This window comes from Pseudomonas ovata, assembly GCF_003131185.1.
Classification (GTDB): domain Bacteria; phylum Pseudomonadota; class Gammaproteobacteria; order Pseudomonadales; family Pseudomonadaceae; genus Aquipseudomonas; species Aquipseudomonas ovata.
In genome coordinates this window covers 57288-71926 of sequence record NZ_QFFU01000020.1, presented here as the reverse complement: position 1 = coordinate 71926, position 14639 = coordinate 57288, and the positions used below count along the sequence as shown (strand labels likewise).

The following is a 14639-nucleotide window of genomic DNA, read 5'->3' as shown; positions in this document are numbered from 1 at the left end:
CAGTGTTTGCTGCGCGACGGCGCTGTATTCGCGACCACACGCAGTGCCTTGACGGCAAAATCAGCGTTCCTTGCACGCCTCCAGTTCTGCCTGGGTGTCCAGGCGGGTGACAATGCCCAGCCGGTATTTGCAGTAGTCCTGGACGGTCTTCAATTCAACCTCACTGAGCTCGTCCAGAGACCTACTGTCCCTGTCGCTGGTATAGATGTTTTCAAATCTGAGCTTCAGGGTGGGGTGTTTTTTTATAAACACCATGTATCGCGGGTCTTCAATGTCCAATGATACGTAATAACCGATGTAAAGGTGGGCGGCTGTAATGAGTGCGATGATGGACAGTATTTTTTTCATGGTTTATAGAGGTGTCCTGCTTGCAGGCTAAAAGGACTGCTTTTTGAAAGGTGGGTAAGTGCTACTGCTCTTTGCAGGCGCGAAATTCTTTCTCTGTCTTTAGCTGGGTTTCTAGGCCCAGTCGATAGATGCAGTAATCGATCATTTGCTGCCTTTGTGTGTCGGTCAGCTCGTGCAGACCGGTTTCAAAATTGGGGTGGAATACGCGGTGGAATATAATTTGTAAGGTTGGTTTTTTTTTGATAAAAATCACGGGGTGTACGCTGTTTTCTCCGAAGTGCTCATAGTAACCAACAAAGGATATGATTATAAAGATAGCCGCCATCAGTGTAATGATTTTTTTCACGGTGAGATCCGGTTTTTTGGACGTTATCTTTTTTTGCAAGCTTCTAGCTCAAGCTGAGTGTTTAGCGCTGTTTCAATGCCCAGCCGATAAGCGCAGTAATCAATGACTCGATTGCGCTCTTGATTTGTCAGTTGATGAAGCTTTTTGCTGTCGGCATCATGGGCGAACATATTAAAAAATTTTAGTTGCAGTGTAGGTTTCTTTTTGATGGAAAAAGTGAGTGTGGATTTCAGCATCTTCAATTGAGTTGTAGTAGCCAACACACAGGACAGCCAAGAGTGGGGCTATCAAAAAAGCGATCGTCTTTTTCATGAGGTGGGTGGTGTCAGCAGTTGGGTTTTTGTTCGGATGAGCTGAACCAGTTCCATGCCGATATTGCCGGGGCAGATTTTTCCTTCAAGGGTCTGGTTTGGGTATTCTTTGTGGCCACCAAAGCGAGTAATGAAGAATATATCTTTTAAGGCGTTAATTAGAGTGATTGTGGCATCTGCTTGAGTCGCAGGGATGGAGTGTGTGGTGCCAACGCCTAGTGAATGTAGGTTTTTTCGTGCAAAAGTAACCCAGTCTTTTCCTTCCTCAGGCGTCGTCAGGTTATTCAGTAATATAATGCCGATCACGCCCGTATTGTAGCTGGAAACACTGGATGCTTTGAATCGAATATCCCGGCCTTCATAGAGGACCCCTGAGCAATCAATGCCATAGTGGTAGCTGATGTCATCGAAGTCTTTGGACTGGTGAGTCTTTTGAGTCTCAAGCATCTGCTCCGCCCCCCTCCCACACGAATAACTCCGGCCGGCATGATGCAGTGCAATCATGCTGTAGTCCCAGTCCGGCTCCAGTAGGTTCTTCGGCGGTTTGGCATGCCATTGTGACCGCTCCACAAACTCATGCCCCAGCGCCCGGACCTTGCGAATCAGCGCCTCACGCGTTGCTGCACGGTCATTGATGGTGATCGGCAGGGGCACCAGCGGTTGACCCTTGTTCAGTGCCTGGGCATTGGCTGTGATCGTAAAGTGCGGGTCGGTTTTCGACAGCTCGTCCAGCACCCGTGCCGGGGCCTTGAACATCACGTGCATCGAGATCAGCGAATCGGCCGAGGGCGCTTCGACATGCGCCAGCCCGGTGGTGTCGGTAAGGCCGGTGATTTCCTCGCCATCCACCACGGCAATGAAGGGGCGATCAGCCAGCGGCTTGCCGGTTTCGCTGTCGGTGACCTGGAACGACCGGGTAAAGACGCTGCTGGCAACCGCAGGTGCATCATGGGACTCCACCCATGCGCCAGCCGCCAGGGCTCGTTGTTCCAGCTGCGGATCAGCCAGCAGCGCCTGTAATTTCTGATCGTCGACATTGCCCGACTCATCAATGGCGCCGAGCCTGGCGAAATCCACCGCCAGCCGGGGCGTGACGAAGTTGACCGCCCCGCCCCGGGTGTCCTGGCTGCCGGTGATGAGGCCGCCACCGTGGCTGGTCAGGCTGCCCATGTGTGCCATGGGCCGGCCATCGACCAGGATATTGACGAAACCACTGACGATCACCGCACCGCAGGCGGCCCGGTCGCCAATGCGGGCCACGGGCAGGTCGTTGACACAGACGGTAGGGGAGGCAGACACCAATGGGGTGATGCCATGCAGCGGGATCGGGCAGGCGTGCAGGTCGGTCAGGCGCGACACGGGAATCATGGGGGCAACCTCGTGGGGACGGGGTGTGCATCCTGACGCGGGTGGCCGAGTGCTTGATGTAGGGCGTTTCTGCGGATTGTGCAGGAGATGGCTGCGTGTGATGTTCAGGCTCGCGTGCAAGAAAAAGCCCGGCGCAGAGGCCGGGCTTTTTCAGGGTGCGGCAAACAGCGCTATCAGGCGCCGTAGACCGGCAGGCGGGCGCAGATGGCCTTGACCTTTTCACGTACGGCGTCGATCACGGCTTCGTTGTTCAGGTCGGCGAGGATGTCGCAGATCCAGCCGGCCAGTTCCTTGCAGTCGGTCTCGTTGAAACCGCGGGTGGTGACAGCCGGGGTGCCGAAACGCAGGCCCGAAGTCACGAACGGCGAACGCGGGTCGTTAGGCACCGAGTTCTTGTTGACGGTGATGTAGGCGCGGCCCAGGGCTGCGTCTGCGTCCTTGCCGGAGATGTCCTGCTTGATCAGCGAGAGCAGGAACAGATGGTTCTCGGTGCCGCCGGAGACCACGTCGAAACCGCGCTCGATGAACACGCCGGCCATGGCCTTGGCGTTCTTGACCACTTGCTGCTGGTAGGCCTTGAACTCAGGCTGCAGCGCTTCCTTGAAGCACACGGCCTTGGCGGCGATGACGTGCTCCAGCGGGCCGCCCTGGGCGCCCGGGAACACGGCGGAGTTGAGCTTTTTCTCGATGTCGGCGTTGGCGCGTGCCAGGATCAGGCCGCCACGAGGACCGCGCAGGGTCTTGTGCGTGGTGGTGGTGACCACATCGGCGAATGGCACCGGGTTCGGGTAGACGCCTGCGGCGACCAGACCGGCCACGTGGGCCATGTCGACAAACAGGTAGGCACCGACCTTGTCGGCGATTTCGCGGAAGCGCGGGAAGTCCAGCACCTGCGAGTAGGCCGAGAAACCGGCCACGATCATTTTCGGCTTGTGCTCGACTGCCAGGCGCTCGACTTCGTCGTAGTCGATCAGGCCGTTGCCGTCGATGCCGTACTGGATGGCGTTGTACAGCTTGCCCGAGGACGACACGCTGGCACCGTGGGTCAGGTGACCGCCATGGGCCAGGCTCATGCCCAGAATGGTGTCGCCGGCCTGCAGCAGGGCCAGGTAGACCGCTGCGTTGGCTTGCGAACCGGCGTGCGGCTGGACGTTGGCGTAGTCGGCACCGAACAGTTCTTTGGCACGATCAATCGCCAGTTGCTCGACCACATCGACGAATTCACAGCCACCGTAGTAGCGCTTGCCCGGATAGCCTTCGGCGTACTTGTTGGTCAGGGCCGAACCCTGAGCTTCCATGACGGCGGGGCTGGTGTAGTTTTCCGAAGCGATCAACTCGATGTGCTCTTCCTGGCGCACAGCTTCCTGCTCCATGGCGTTGAAGAGATCGGGGTCGAACTTGGCGATAGTCAAATCACGGCTGAACATGGCTGTCCTCGGGAGGTCGGAGCGGAAAAGGGAGGCATTCTACCCCATCGGCTTTTATCTGGCATATGAAAGGCAGTCATGTGCTGGATGAATGGGCCACAGGACAGTGGTAGGAGCGCGCTTGCCCGCGACCGGCTGCGTTAGCAGTCGTAAATTTGTAGCGTTTCGCAGATTTTGAATGTGTTCACATCTGTAGATCTTCAGCGTTTCATCAATTTTGCGAGCGCTACGCACTCGGTCGCGGGCAGAGCGCGCTCCTACAGGGCCGTTTAATCGAGCATGAAGAGGGCGTCATTGCTGAACTGCGCTTCGAAGTGTCCGGCCGACATCGGGCGGCCGAACAGGTAGCCCTGGACTTCGTCGCAACCGTGCTCGCGCAGAAACTCCAGTTGCTCATGGGTTTCCACGCCTTCGGCGATCACCGCCAGGTTCAGGCTGTGGGCCATGGCAATGATTGCCCGGGCGATTTGCGCGTCCTGTTCGCCCGAGGGCAGACCGTCGACGAAGGTGCGGTCGATCTTCAAGACGTCGATCGGGAACTGCTTGAGGTAGTTCAGTGAGGAGTAGCCCGTGCCGAAGTCGTCGACGGCAATGCTCAGGCCCAGGTTCTTCAGGCTGTCGAGGATCTGCATGGCTTCGCTGACTTCGCGCATCAGGATGCTTTCGGTCAGTTCCAGCTCCAGACAGGCCGGCGGCACGCCGCTTTCACGCAGGATCTCGGCAATCCGCTTGCCCAGTTGGCCATCGGAAAACTGCCGCGCCGAGATATTCACCGAGATCTTGGGCACCCGCACCTTGGCCTGGTGCCAGGCCTTGAGCTGACGGCAGGCTTCAGCCAGCACCCAGTCGCCGACTTCCACCACCAGGCCGAGTTCTTCCAGCACCGGAATGAAGTCGTTCGGTGGCACCAGGCCGCGGCGTGGATGACGCCAGCGCAACAGGGCTTCGGCGCCGGTCAGGCGCTTGCCGTCGCCGCTGAACTGTGGCTGGTAATACAGCACGAACTCCTGTTGCTCCAGCGCATGGCGCAGGTCGCTTTCCAGCTCCAGGCGTTCCAGCGCGGTGGCATTCATGTCGGCCTGGTAGAACTGGAAGTTGTTCTTGCCGCGCTCCTTGGCGTGGTACATCGCCGTGTCGGCATTCTTCATCAACTGGCTCAACTCGCTGCCGTCCTGCGGGCTGAGCGCAATGCCGATACTGGCCGTCACGAAGAACTCACGGCCTTCGAGCACAAACGGCGTCACCAGGCTGGTCAGGATCTGCTCGGCCACATGAATGGCGCGGTTCAGCGCGATGTCCCGGGTGGCGCCCGGCTCCAGCAGCAAGGTGAACTCATCGCCCCCCATGCGTGCCACGGTGTCGTCGTCAGTGACGCAGGCCAGCAGGCGGCTGGCCATTTCCTTGAGCATGCGATCGCCGGCCGCGTGGCCCAGCGAGTCGTTGATCGGCTTGAAGCGGTCCAGGTCGAGAAACATCAGCACCACCCAGGCGCTCTGGCGTTCGGCGTGCTGCAAGGCCGAGTGCAGGCGGTCCTGGAACAGCGTGCGGTTGGGCAAGTGGGTGAGGGCGTCGTAATAGGCCAGGCGATGAATATGCTGTTCGCTGGCCTTGCGCTCGCTGATGTCGCTGAAGAAGCACACATAGCTGGCCAGGTCGCCCTCATCGTCGAGCACTGCCGTGATGCCTGCCCACGCCGGATACTGCTCGCCATTGCGACGCTTGAGCTGCACTTCGCCTTCCCAACTGCCGCGTTGGTGGAGCTGCCTGAGAATAGGGTGCAGGTGCTTTTCCTGCTCGTGTTCGACGGTGAGCATGTTTGGCAACTGATCAAGCACCTGGGCCACTTCGTAACCGCTGACCCGGGTAAACGCCTCGTTGGCCTGGACGATGTAGCCGGCCGGGTCGGTGATCAGGATGGCCGAGGTCGAGTGCTCGAAGACCGTGGCCGCCATGCGCAGGTCTTTCTCGGCGCGGCGCTGCTGGCTGACATCGCGGGCTACGCCCAGAATGCCCTCGAAGCTGCCGTGCTCGTCCCAGACCAGCACCAGCCGCAACTCGATGGGGATCTTGCGCCCGTCGGCGCGCAGGCTGTCGAACAGGAACAGGTGGGTGGGCAGTTCATTGCGCAGCGTGTCCAGTTCGGCGGGTTTGTTCAGCACTTTGCGGATACGCGCGATCAAGGCATGAATGGGCACCAGTTGCTGCGGGTTGGCGAGGGCCGCGCTCCAGCCGTTGTGCAGAATCCAGTCGGCGCTGTAGCCCAGTACGTTCTGCACCGAGGGGCTGACATAGTTGAGTGCCAGGCGGTTGTCGGTGGAGAAAATCACATCGCTGATGCTTTCGGCGAGCATGCGGTAGCGCTGTTCGCTGTCGCGCAGCGACTGGCTGGCTGCCATTTGCTCGGTGATGTCCTTGGCAATGCCGATGATGCGCGTGACCTGGTCATCCTTGTCCCAGGCCATGGCCTGTTCGCGGATGTCAAAGCAGCGCCAGTTCTGCCGGTGGTCGCGAAAGCGCAGCACGCATTGCAGCAACTCGTTGTGCGCGTGGTGACGCTGGCGCAGGCGCATGTCGCGGTAGGCACGGGCATCGTCCGGGTGCAGGAGGATTTCCCAGAAAAACTCGCCCATCGCATGCAGCTCGGCCTTGCTATAGCCCAGCGTCTGGCCCAGGTGATGGTTGCTGTAGATCATGCGCTGGCTGAGCACGTCCTGCACATAGAGATGATCGGGCACGGTGCGCACCACATCCGACCAGAAGCTCTCGCGATCCTGCAGCGACAGTTCGATCTGCTTGCGGCTGGTGATATCACCGATGCTGAGGATAACGGCGTCAAAGTCGGCCTGTGCCTGTGGCAGGCGCATCACCAGCCACAGGTGCTGATCCTGGCCGCCGTCCTGGGTCAGGCGGATTTCCAGCTCCAGGCGCTGCTGGCCGTCGAGCACCGCCTCGATGATCTGCAGGCCGATCCCGATACGCGAGTGCGGCGAGCCGGCAATCAACTGCTGCCAGGCCTGCTCATTGCTCTCGATGGCCAGCAGGTCAAGGGCGACCTGATTGACTTCGGTGACGTGCAACTGCTGCAGCAGGCGCCTGCGCTGGCCGGGCTGGTTGTCGAGCAGCTTGTGCAGGTCATCCCGGGTTGTGACCTGCAGGGCCTCAAGCAGCGCCGGCAGGCCGGACATGTCCAGTACGCAGAGGGCCACACCGGTGCCTTCGAAAATACCCTGGTAGCGGCGCCGGCTTTCCAGCAGTTGCCCCTGACGGCGTCTCAGGCTGATCAGCGCAATCAACGGCAGGATCGAGAACAGCAAGGCAAAGGCGCACTTGACGATCAGCGGTGCCAGCAAGGCCTGGCGCTCGCGGTAGGCATCGAACAGGCCGCGCAGTTGCCAGTCGCTGTTGCTGATCGGTTGCAACAGCACCGTCTCGGCGCTGCCGGTGTGCCTGTGGTTGTCGCGGGCCAGGGTCCGCTGGCCTTCGCGGCTTTCCAGGCGCCACAGGTGGATGAAGTCATGGTTGTACTGCTGGGTCAGGTTGTTCAGGACCTCGGTGCCCAGCCGCAATACCCAGTAGTCGCCGCTGAAAGCACCGGCCTGGCGCAGCAGCAGATAAATCCGGGTGCCGTCTTCGGCGTGGGTGTAATAAAAAGGCCGGCCTTGTGCCAGGGCCAGCTGTTGCTTGAGAAAGGCGGCGTCAAAGGTGCTGCCGGCGCTGTCCTTGATCACCGCACCGACCGGATTGAGCCAGACCACGCTGTGCAGGGCCGGCAGTGCCTGGCGCAGTGGCGCAAGTGTCGAGGGTTGGTCAAGGGACAGGCCTGTGGACTTGGCTTCGTCCAGCAGGCTGGTGCTGACCTGTGCGCTGAGGGCCATGTTCAGGCTCAGGCGGTCGGCAAGCTGAGTGCTGTAGTCGAGGCTGCGCTGGCGCTGGCGATCCTGGTTCTGCCGGAATTGCTCGAACGACTGCCACAACAGCAAGGCGAGCATCAGCAGCACCAATGCCGCCAACACACCTTTCAACGAGCTGCGCAAAGGCACATGCCCGGTGCTTTTGGCGCTCCTGTGCGGCGCTGGAGAAAAGGTCGGTAAAGGCAAGTCGTTGTTCCTGACTACTGGACTGAAGCAGCGAATGCGCGGTGCACTATAAGCCGGACGCCCAAAGGGCGGCTAGCATGCCTTGAGATATGGCCAAGTGCTAGCGTTTGTTGGGGCTGCCGGCCACTCCAGTCATGAGCGTAGCTGGCTAATGCGCATTACCGGGCGTTAAAAGAACCGATCATGCCTGTCCGTCCTGCGCACCGGCATGGGGCCTGGCCTTGCGAAATTCATCCGGGGTCACGCCCATCAGCTTGCGAAACATGCCGATGAACGCCGATGAGCTGCTATAGCCCATATCCAGGGCGATGGCTTCGACAGTCATCGGCGTTTCCAGGCGTTCCAGGGCGCGCACCACGGTCAGCCGCTGCTTCCATTGCGCCAGCGACATGCCCAGGTCGCGCTGGCAACGACGCAGCAAGGTGCGTTCGGTGGTGTTGGCCATTGTCGCCAGCGCCTGCAACGAGGGGGTTTCGCCAGGGTTGCGCTCAAGCCACTGCAAGACGGGCGCCAGAATCGGGTCATCGGAGCCCGGCAGGTAGCTGCCGGCCCGTGAGGTCTGCCTGAGCTTGTCGAGCAGCACCTGCAGCAGCCGTTGTTCCTCGGGGCTTTGCGGCAGGCCGGGGGGCGCTGCGTGCAGGTCGTCGAGCAGGGCGCGGATCAACGGGGTGATGGTCAACGCGCAGGCCTGTTGCGGCAGGTCGGTGCACAATGAGCGGGCGATATACAGCGAGCAGTGGCACGCTTCGTAGCGATTGCGCCCCACGTGTTCGGCCTCGGGCGGCAGCCACACGCCATAGTGCGGCGGCGCCAGAAAATGCTGGTCGCGCATCTTGATGTCCATCACGCCACTGTATGAATAGACGAACTCGCCCCAGGGATGGCTGTGCACCGGATAGGTGCTCGAGGCCGGGACCCAGGCACTGCGAAAGTAGATCGGCGCAGGAATGGCGTCGGTAAAGGGGGGCAAGTGCAGGTGTCGGGCGCTCTGGGTCATGGGCAGGTTTCCCGCAGGGGGTGGGCGAGTGGCGATTATGCGCTATGGGTTGTCGGTTTGGCGCTATATGTGGCTGATCGGTCGCGTCCACACTTTGGGGACTTTTCGTCCGAGTACCGATCATGAACACACGCCAACCTGTCGATGCCCGCGCCGCCGCGCTGATGTGCGGTCTGTGCGCCTTGTGGGGCCTGCAGCAAGTGGCGATCAAGGTGGCAGCGCCCGACATGGCACCGCTGTTGCAGTTGTCGATCCGCTCGGGACTGGCGGCGATCCTGGTCTGGGGCTTGATCCTCTGGCGCGGCGAAGCACGCGGTTTTGATCGTGCCACGCTGGGGCCGGGCGTCGTGGTCGGCTTGCTGTTTGCCGTGGAGTTTCTGTTCGTGGGCGAGGGGCTGCGCTACACCAGTGCTTCACGGATGGTGATCTTTCTTTATTGTGCGCCAATCTTCACCGCCATCGGCCTGCACCTGTGCGTACCGGGTGAGCGTTTGAGCCTGTTGCAATGGGGCGGAATCCTGACCGCCTTCGTCGGTGTGGTGGTGGCGTTCTACGGCCCGGCCGGCAATGCGCCGGCCAGCGCCGATCAACGCCTGGGCGATGCGTTCGGCCTGTTGGGCGCCATTGCCTGGGCGGCGACCACCGTGACCGTGCGCGCCACCCGGCTGGCAGCGGCCCCGGCCAGCCAGACCCTGCTGTATCAACTGCTGGGTGCGTTCGGCCTGTTGCTGATCGTCGCCTGGGCCAGTGGCCAGACAGACTTCCAGCTGTCGCGCACCACGGTGCTGAGCCTGGCTTTCCAGACCCTGCTGATTGCCTTCATGAGTTACCTGGCGTGGTTCTGGCTGTTGCGCCATTACCTGGCTTCGCGCCTGGGCGTGCTGTCGTTCCTGACTCCGTTGTTCGGTGTGATTTTCGGCGTCTGGCTACTGGATGAAACCCTGGAACCGGCCTTCGTGACCGGGGCGCTGCTGGTCATGGCGGGCATCGTCGTGGTCAGTGGGCATGACCTGTTCAGACAGCACCTTGCCAGTCGTCTGGGCAAGCTCTAACCCGTTCAAGCGCGCCCGTCATGCCGGCCCTCATGGCCGGCGACCGTTTGTCCCCCTGCCAGCCACCGCCGAGTTGGGTTAAGCTTGCCGACCCTGAGCGCGGCCGTTTTTACCCGATACTGGCCCGCGCCGCTGTCGCTTCCACTGCGGCCGGCCCCTGCCGGGCACGGCCTGCACCCACTCGCGGCGCTCAACGTCCGACGAGTGGCCATTCTTGTAGCCTTGCCTGCGTGGCAGGGTTTTTCATTTGTGTCTTCAAGCGAGGTCAACGTTTTGGCTCAATATGTCTACACCATGCATCGGCTGAGCAAAGTAGTGCCGCCGAAGCGCGAAATTCTCAAGAACATCTCCCTGTCGTTCTTCCCGGGCGCCAAGATCGGCGTGCTGGGCCTGAACGGTTCGGGCAAGTCCACGCTGCTCAAGATCATGGCCGGTGTCGACAAGGAGTTCGACGGTGAAGCCCGTCCGATGCCTGAGCTGAACGTCGGCTACCTGCCGCAAGAGCCGCAGCTGGACCCGGAAAAGACCGTTCGCGAAGTGGTCGAGGAAGCCGTCAGCGTCATCAAGGACGCCCAGGCGCGCCTGGACGAGGTCTATGCCGCCTATGCCGACCCGGACGCCGACTTCGACAAGCTGGCCGCCGAACAGGCCAAGCTCGAAGCCATTCTGCAGGCCAGCGATGGTCACAACCTGGAGCGCCAGCTGGAAGTGGCCGCCGACGCCCTGCGCCTGCCGGCCTGGGACGCCAAGGTCGCGGTGCTGTCCGGTGGTGAGAAGCGCCGCGTGGCCCTGTGCCGCCTGCTGCTGTCGGCCCCCGACATGCTGCTGCTCGACGAACCGACCAACCACCTGGACGCCGATTCGGTCGCCTGGCTGGAGCAGTTCCTGCACGGCTTCCCTGGCACCGTGGTCGCGATCACGCACGACCGTTACTTCCTCGACAACGTCGCCGGCTGGATCCTGGAGCTCGACCGCGGCGCCGGTATTCCATACGAAGGCAACTATTCAGGCTGGCTGGAAGCCAAGTCCGATCGTCTGGCCCAGGAATCCAAGCAACAGTCGGCCCATGAAAAGGCCATGAAGGAAGAGCTGGAGTGGGTGCGCAAAGGCGCCAAGGCCCGCCAGTCCAAGTCCAAGGCCCGTCTGCAACGCTTTGAAGAAATGCAGTCGCAGGAATTCCAGAAGCGCAGCGAGACCAACGAGATCTACATCCCGGCCGGTCCGCGCCTGGGCGACAAGGTCATCGAGTTCAAGAATGTCAGCAAAGGCTATGGCGATCGCGTGCTGATCGACAACCTGTCGTTCGCCATGCCCAAGGGCGCCATTGTCGGCGTGATCGGCGGTAACGGTGCCGGTAAGTCGACCCTGTTCCGCATGCTGATGGGCAAGGAGCAGCCTGATTCGGGCAGCATCGAAATCGGTGAAACCGTGCAACTGGCGTGCGTTGACCAGGCCCGTGACGACCTGGACGGCAGCAAGACCGTGTTCCAGCAAATCTCCGATGGTTCCGACCAGATCCGTATCGGCAACTACGAGATTCCGTCGCGTACCTACGTCGGCCGTTTCAACTTCAAGGGCGGTGACCAGCAGAAGTTCGTCAAGGACCTGTCTGGCGGTGAGCGTGGTCGCCTGCACCTGGCGCTGACCCTCAAGGAGGGTGGCAACGTCCTGCTGCTCGACGAACCGTCCAACGACCTTGACGTCGAAACCCTGCGTTCGCTGGAAGAGGCCCTGCTGGACTTCCCGGGCGCCGCGATCGTGATTTCCCACGATCGGTGGTTCCTGGACCGTGTGGCCACCCACATCCTGGCCTACGAAGACGATTCGCAGGCGGTGTTCTTCGAAGGCAACTACACCGAGTATGAAGCCGACCGCAAGAAACGCCTGGGCGACGCTGCTGCCCAGCCGCACCGCGTAAGGCACAAGAAGCTGGCATAACCCGCCGGTTTTCGTTGCACAAGAATGGGGCCTAAAGGGCCCCATTTTTGTGCCTTGAAAATGACCGCAGGAGCGGCTTCAGCCGCGAATAGCGCTCATTAATTTATATATTTGCACCATAAAATTTCATTAAAACGACATTTCGCTCTTTTTAAGTGCGTTATGCCTTGGTAGAGTCCCGGAAAAATTCCTACAAGTCATCCTTCTCCGAGACGTTCCCCATGACCGAATCTGTCGACCATTTCCTCGCCCGCCTCAAGCTTCGTGACCCGGCGCAGCCTGAGTTTCACCAGGCCGTGGAAGAAGTATTGCGCAGCCTCTGGCCGTTCCTGGAAGCCAACCCGCATTACTTGCAGGCCGGCATTCTGGAGCGCATGGTCGAACCGGAGCGGGCCGTGCTGTTTCGTGTGTCGTGGGTCGACGATCAGGGCAAGGTGCAGGTCAACCGCGGTTACCGTATCCAGATGAGCAGCGCCATCGGCCCGTACAAGGGCGGTCTGCGTTTCCACCCATCGGTGAACCTGAGCGTGCTCAAGTTCCTGGCCTTCGAACAGGTGCTCAAGAACTCGCTGACCTCGCTGCCCATGGGCGGCGGCAAAGGCGGCTCGGACTTCGATCCCAAGGGCAAGAGCGATGCGGAAGTCATGCGCTTTTGCCAGGCCTTCATGAGCGAGCTGTACCGCCACATCGGCGCCGACCTTGATGTGCCCGCCGGTGATATCGGCGTGGGCGGTCGCGAGATCGGCTTCATGTTCGGCCAGTACAAGCGCCTGGCCAACCAGTTCACGTCGGTGCTGACCGGCAAGGGCATCACCTACGGCGGCAGCCTGATCCGCCCGGAAGCCACCGGTTACGGCTGCGTGTACTTCGCCGAAGAGATGCTCAAGCGCCAGGGCAAGGCCATCGATGGCCGTCGCGTGGCGATTTCCGGTTCCGGCAACGTGGCCCAGTACGCCGCCCGCAAGGTCATGGACCTGGGTGGCAAGGTGATTTCGCTGTCCGACTCCGAAGGCACGCTGTACATCGAGGCGGGCCTCAACGATGCGCAGTGGGATGCGGTGCTGCAATTGAAGAACATCAAGCGCGGCCGTCTCAGCGAGCTGGCCGGGCCCCTGGGCCTGGAATTCCGCCAGGGCCAGACGCCGTGGAGCCTGGCCTGTGACATCGCCCTGCCATGTGCCACGCAGAACGAACTCGACACTGAAGACGCCCGTACCCTGCTGCGCAACGGCTGCATCTGCGTGGCCGAAGGCGCCAACATGCCGACCACGCTGGAGGCGGTGGACCTGTTTATCGAGGCCGGCACCCTGTTCGCGCCGGGCAAGGCGTCGAACGCTGGCGGCGTGGCCGTCAGCGGTCTGGAAATGTCGCAGAACGCCATGCGCCTGTTGTGGACGGCAGGGGAGGTGGACAGCAAGCTGCACGGCATCATGCAGTCGATCCATCATGCCTGCGTGCACTACGGCACCGAAGCGGACGGCAGCGTCAATTACGTCAAGGGCGCCAACATCGCCGGCTTCGTCAAAGTCGCCGACGCCATGCTGGCGCAAGGCGTGGTCTGATCCGCACTGCCCGGTAGGAGCGCGCTTGCCCGCGACCGGCTGCGCAGCAGTCGTAAATTTGATGAAACGCCACAAATTTCTGAATGTGAACGCATTCAAAATCTGCGAAACGCTGAAATTTTACGACTGCTACGCACTCGGTCGCGGGCAAGCGCGCTCCTACAGCGTTATCAGGCGTACGGTAGCCAGTGCCGGGCGCAATGGGTGGCGTCAAGGGCTGCCGGGGTCGGCTTCGATTTCCAGTATTTCGATCATCTGGTCCCCGGCCGGGCGTTTCCACAGCACCTCGTCGCCCGCATGCGCGCCCAGCAGGGCACGGCCCAAGGGTGAGCCCCAGTTGATCAGACCGTGGCTGGCGTCGGCCTGATCCTCGCCGACCAGTTGCACTTGCTGACGCTGGTCGTGTTCATCGGCATAAGTCACCTTGCTGCCGATCTGCACCTTGTCGGTGGACAGTGCGGCTGTTACGACCATGGCGCTTTGCAGGCGCTGGGTGAAGTAGCGCAGGTCACGTTCCAGATCAACCAGGCGCTGTTTATCGGCGCTGTCGCCCAGCTCCAGTTGTTGCCGGTGCAAGGCCTGCAGTTCGCTGACCTGATTCTGCAACAGCACCAGCCCGTGGGCGGTGACGTAATTGGGTTGCTCGCTGACCTGCCGTTCGACTGGCTGGCTGGCCTGGGATGCGGCATTGTCTTCGTTTACGAAAGCGCGACTCATGATGTCCTCCCTGCGTGTGAAGGTTAGGCAACTGCAGGGCAAGGACGTTCCTAGTCAGGACGATAGGCGCGGGCCTTGTCGCGGGTTTTCTGCCGCTCCCATTCCCGATCGCGATCGTTGCCCCAGCTGTTGGTTTCGCGGTCATGGTTGAGTTGCATCGCCTGGCACTGGCGAAAGCCGTCGGTCCAGCCCTTGGCGTACAGCGGCTCTTTCAGGTCGCGGGGGACGTCCTTGCGGTATTGCCCGCCGATGGCGCCTGCCGCCTGTCGGCCACTGCCGCAGCCGTCCTGGAAACCATCGGCAAAGGCCGGTGGGTAGCCTTCTGCGACCAGTTGCTCGTGGGTCGACTGGCACCCCGCGAGCACGACGATCAAGCCCAACAACGCGATACGCCTGTTCATGACCGGTTTCCTCGATGAATGAGGGAAGTCTAGTTCAGGCTGTGTCCACCCGCTGTCAACGGCTTGTCGAAAAGC

11 protein-coding genes are annotated in these 14639 nt (G+C 61.1%); 3 read left to right on the top strand and 8 right to left on the bottom strand.

All coding sequences use genetic code 11. The features are described 5' to 3' along the window. Positions 1-60: 60 nt before the first annotated feature. From DGA31_RS21905 to DGA31_RS21875, 6 genes are all read right to left on the bottom strand, one after another. Positions 61-348 (bottom strand): hypothetical protein, encoded by a 288-nt coding sequence (locus DGA31_RS21905; RefSeq protein ID WP_109513950.1) that lies wholly within the window; start codon positions 346-348, stop codon positions 61-63. A gap of 61 nt (positions 349-409) precedes the next feature. Then, the gene (locus tag DGA31_RS21900) at positions 410-694 is read right to left on the bottom strand and encodes a hypothetical protein (protein WP_082481875.1); all 285 of its coding nucleotides are present in this window, start codon (positions 692-694) and stop codon (positions 410-412) included. A 308-nt stretch (positions 695-1002) separates the two neighbouring features. After that, the gene (locus DGA31_RS21890) at positions 1003-2373 is read right to left on the bottom strand and encodes a PAAR domain-containing protein (RefSeq protein WP_109513949.1); all 1371 of its coding nucleotides are present in this window, start codon (positions 2371-2373) and stop codon (positions 1003-1005) included. 173 nt (positions 2374-2546) lie between these two features. Beyond that, the gene (gene glyA / locus DGA31_RS21885) at positions 2547-3800 is read right to left on the bottom strand and encodes a serine hydroxymethyltransferase (RefSeq protein ID WP_056841929.1); all 1254 of its coding nucleotides are present in this window, start codon (positions 3798-3800) and stop codon (positions 2547-2549) included. A 269-nt stretch (positions 3801-4069) separates the two neighbouring features. Then, positions 4070-7897, bottom strand: coding sequence for a sensor domain-containing protein (locus tag DGA31_RS21880; RefSeq protein WP_479681230.1), 3828 nt, complete (start codon positions 7895-7897; stop codon positions 4070-4072). Between the two features lie 181 nt (positions 7898-8078). Then, the gene (locus DGA31_RS21875; RefSeq protein WP_109513948.1) at positions 8079-8894 is read right to left on the bottom strand and encodes an AraC family transcriptional regulator; all 816 of its coding nucleotides are present in this window, start codon (positions 8892-8894) and stop codon (positions 8079-8081) included. A 122-nt stretch (positions 8895-9016) separates the two neighbouring features. Here DGA31_RS21875 and DGA31_RS21870 point away from each other — a divergent pair, with 122 nt between their 5' ends. From DGA31_RS21870 to gdhA, 3 genes are all read left to right on the top strand, one after another. Then, complete coding sequence (locus DGA31_RS21870) at positions 9017-9946, top strand: DMT family transporter (protein ID WP_109513947.1); 930 nt, start codon at positions 9017-9019, stop codon at positions 9944-9946. Positions 9947-10219: 273 nt separating this feature from the next. Next, a complete protein-coding gene (gene ettA, locus DGA31_RS21865; RefSeq protein WP_056841932.1) occupies positions 10220-11884 on the top strand; it encodes an energy-dependent translational throttle protein EttA in 1665 nt (554 codons plus the stop codon). Positions 11885-12105: 221 nt separating this feature from the next. After that, the gene (gdhA, locus tag DGA31_RS21860) at positions 12106-13446 is read left to right on the top strand and encodes an NADP-specific glutamate dehydrogenase (protein ID WP_109513946.1); all 1341 of its coding nucleotides are present in this window, start codon (positions 12106-12108) and stop codon (positions 13444-13446) included. 210 nt (positions 13447-13656) lie between these two features. On the opposite strand, the gene DGA31_RS21855 is transcribed toward gdhA, so the two are convergent. Together DGA31_RS21855 and DGA31_RS21850 are read right to left on the bottom strand one after the other, a co-directional pair. Next, the gene (locus DGA31_RS21855) at positions 13657-14163 is read right to left on the bottom strand and encodes a GreA/GreB family elongation factor (RefSeq protein WP_056841934.1); all 507 of its coding nucleotides are present in this window, start codon (positions 14161-14163) and stop codon (positions 13657-13659) included. 50 nt (positions 14164-14213) lie between these two features. Further along, a complete protein-coding gene (locus DGA31_RS21850; protein ID WP_056841935.1) occupies positions 14214-14564 on the bottom strand; it encodes a hypothetical protein in 351 nt (116 codons plus the stop codon). Positions 14565-14639: the final 75 nt, after the last annotated feature.

Bases quoted from the DNA above. Each gene is read 5' to 3' on its own strand.
- DGA31_RS21905 (WP_109513950.1), bottom strand. From the start codon at position 348: ATGAAAAAAATACTGTCCATCATCGCACTCATTACAGCCGCCCACCTT.
- DGA31_RS21890 (WP_109513949.1), bottom strand. From the start codon at position 2,373: ATGATTCCCGTGTCGCGCCTGACCGACCTGCACGCCTGCCCGATCCCG.
- glyA (WP_056841929.1), bottom strand. From the start codon at position 3,800: ATGTTCAGCCGTGATTTGACTATCGCCAAGTTCGACCCCGATCTCTTC.
- DGA31_RS21875 (WP_109513948.1), bottom strand. From the start codon at position 8,894: ATGACCCAGAGCGCCCGACACCTGCACTTGCCCCCCTTTACCGACGCC.
- DGA31_RS21870 (WP_109513947.1), top strand. From the start codon at position 9,017: ATGAACACACGCCAACCTGTCGATGCCCGCGCCGCCGCGCTGATGTGC.
- gdhA (WP_109513946.1), top strand. From the start codon at position 12,106: ATGACCGAATCTGTCGACCATTTCCTCGCCCGCCTCAAGCTTCGTGAC.
- DGA31_RS21855 (WP_056841934.1), bottom strand. From the start codon at position 14,163: ATGAGTCGCGCTTTCGTAAACGAAGACAATGCCGCATCCCAGGCCAGC.
- DGA31_RS21850 (WP_056841935.1), bottom strand. From the start codon at position 14,564: ATGAACAGGCGTATCGCGTTGTTGGGCTTGATCGTCGTGCTCGCGGGG.